Here is a 2483-nt window from a genome sequence, read left to right as displayed (position 1 = left end):
CCGTATGATGGTTAAAGCCATAAGGTCAACAAAAAAGCCCCTTACGGAGCTTTCTTTTATTTTGATTTTCTGTATTTATTAATCTCGTCTTGCAGTTGCCTGCTAATTCGCTGTTCGCGTTCCAGGGCTCTTCTTCTGTGATCTTCATATTCGGATTCAAGATCTGCCAAATTGCTTTTAGCCTCCTGAGTAAGAACATTGCTCTGTCTGAATTTAAAAACAAATAACAACAATAACATAAAAAGTCCCAGGATCACTGTCCAAAGAATAATGTTATAAGTAGCCTTGGAAACCTGGGCACCCAAAAAGGACATACTGTCTTTTTCGTCGGTCACAGAGGTAAGGCTATTGGTTGTTTCCTCTAGTTTTTGATTCAGGGAAGAGATGGTACTTTCCTGTGTATTGATCACACTTTGTAATTCGCTTGCTTTTTTATTGGCAGCGTTAATCGTATCTATTACATTTTGTCTGAGCTTATCCAGATTAAGGGTTCTCACCACTTCATACCGCTTTCCATCTGCCCTGTAATTACCAGACTTCTGATAAAGATATTCAAATTGAGAATTTATGGAGCCCCCTTCCAAGGTGGGCTCTTCGGTTGTATCATCGTTTTGTGCTAAGGAAAGAGCGCTACAAAAAAGCGCTAGTGTAATAATTAGGTTTCTCGAATACCCCATTCTAGATCGTTCTAAGTATTAATAATGATTCAGGTGAAGCTAAAGTACTTCAATAATAGCAATTACGAAAAAAAAAATCCAATTAGCTAGCTCCACATTCTTATGTACGTATGTAATCTGCTATTAGATTACCAAATGCTGTTTAATAATAAGTGAATCGTCTGACTTTTGCGATGTATTTGGCGAGTCGGATCACCTGGTGGGCATATCCGTATTCATTGTCATACCAAACGTACAGAACAACATTCTTACCATCCGGGGATACAATAGTGGCCATACTGTCGTAAATGGAAGGTGCCGATGTTCCGATGATATCTGAAGAGACCAGTTCATTGCTTAAGGAATATTTAATTTGTTCTACGAGATCTCCCTCGAGTGCATATTTCTTGACAATGGTGTTTATCCCTTCTTTTGAGGTAGTATTTTTAACTTCCAGGTTCAAAATAGCAAGTGAGCCATTTGGGACAGGTACTCTAATAGCGTTAGATGTTAGTTTTCCTTCTAGAGCAGGCAAGGCTTTTGACACTGCCTTTCCGGCGCCAGTTTCAGTAATGACCATATTGAGGGCAGCAGCCCTCCCACGACGATATTTGCCGTGCATGTTGTCTACGAGATTTTGATCATTTGTATAGGCGTGGATGGTTTCTAAATGTCCTTTGATGATCCCAAGAGAATCTTCAACAACTTTTAAAATGGGGGTAATGGCATTTGTGGTACAGGAAGCCGCAGAATAAATCTTTGTGGTGTCCGGATTAAATTCTCTTTGATTTACCCCATGCACTATATTGGGAACGCCTTTTCCGGGGGCGGTAAGCAATACTTTGTCTACTCCTTTGGCCTTTAAATGCCGGGAAAGCGATTCAGCGTCTCTATATGCGCCAGTATTGTCAATAACAAGTGCGTTCTGAATGTTATATGCCGTGTAGTCTATTTCTTCCGGTTCATTGGCCGTTATCATATGTACCGTGGTACCGTTAATAAGTAAGGCACTGTTTTTAAGGTCGGTTTCCACAGTACCACTGAATTGTCCGTGTACAGAATCTGTACGCAGCAACATTGCCCTTTTCTCCAGGATCTCCTGGCTTAGCTTACCCCGGGTAACGATGGCCCGTAACCTCATTTGATTACCTTTCCCTGTTTTGGCCATCAATTCCCTTGCAACAAGCCTTCCTATTCTGCCAAAACCGTAGAGAATGACATCTTTTGGCTCTATTTCCTTACTCTTATGGGCATCTTTTAACTTATCGACCACAAAGGCTTTGACGTTCTGGTAATTAGCCTCATCCTCAGAATGGTATTCGTAGGTTAGTTTGCCAATGTCTAATTTGGAGGGTGGGAGTTTCAGATCGTTTATAGCTCGTAAGATCTCAACCGAATCAAAAATAGATATTGGTTTTTGTACAAATTCCCCGGCGTATTCGTGTAGGTTGATGATCTCACTCACCGGTTTATCAATGACCTGGTTTTTAAAGAGTACTACTTCAATAGCCCTGTCGTACCAAAGATCACTTATGATCTTAATGAATTCCGTGGTCGCCTTTCTTCTATCTGCCTGGAACGCCAGTTCTTTTTCGTAGGATGAAATCTTATTCATGTAGGTGGTTGTTTAAAACTGCCGCAAAATTATATATTTCAAACGTTTTCGCCCAATCATTTACCATTAAAAAAAGCGCACCAAATATTGATGCGCTTTTCTGTTTTATAATTACAGCCTTATTGAAAAATATACCTCATACGCTCACCATCCTTATTAATGATCGTAAAGAGGGTTTTGCTATTTCTTGAGATCCTTCCAAAAAGAAATCT

At 40.1% G+C, this 2483-nt stretch carries 2 protein-coding genes; both read right to left on the bottom strand.

Annotated elements, in window-relative coordinates; translation table 11 throughout:
* Positions 1–56 precede the first annotated feature (56 nt).
* On the bottom strand, positions 57–677 hold the full coding sequence (locus WBM49_RS04150) for a tRNA (guanine-N1)-methyltransferase (protein ID WP_424370805.1): 621 nt from the start codon (positions 675–677) through the stop codon (positions 57–59).
* 142 nt (positions 678–819) lie between these two features.
* Positions 820–2271, bottom strand: a complete 1452-nt coding sequence (locus WBM49_RS04145) for a glyceraldehyde-3-phosphate dehydrogenase (RefSeq protein WP_424370804.1) — start codon at positions 2269–2271, stop codon at positions 820–822.
* Positions 2272–2483 lie beyond the last annotated feature (212 nt).

Source organism: Muriicola sp. (assembly GCF_049669965.1).
GTDB lineage: Bacteria > Bacteroidota > Bacteroidia > Flavobacteriales > Flavobacteriaceae > Muriicola.
This window is presented reverse-complemented; position numbering and strand designations above follow the sequence as displayed.

What these genes read in the sequence shown, in the direction of transcription:
- WBM49_RS04150 (WP_424370805.1), bottom strand. Translation starts at nt 677, where the DNA reads ATGGGGTATTCGAGAAACCTAATTATTACACTAGCGCTTTTTTGTAGC.
- WBM49_RS04145 (WP_424370804.1), bottom strand. Translation starts at nt 2,271, where the DNA reads ATGAATAAGATTTCATCCTACGAAAAAGAACTGGCGTTCCAGGCAGAT.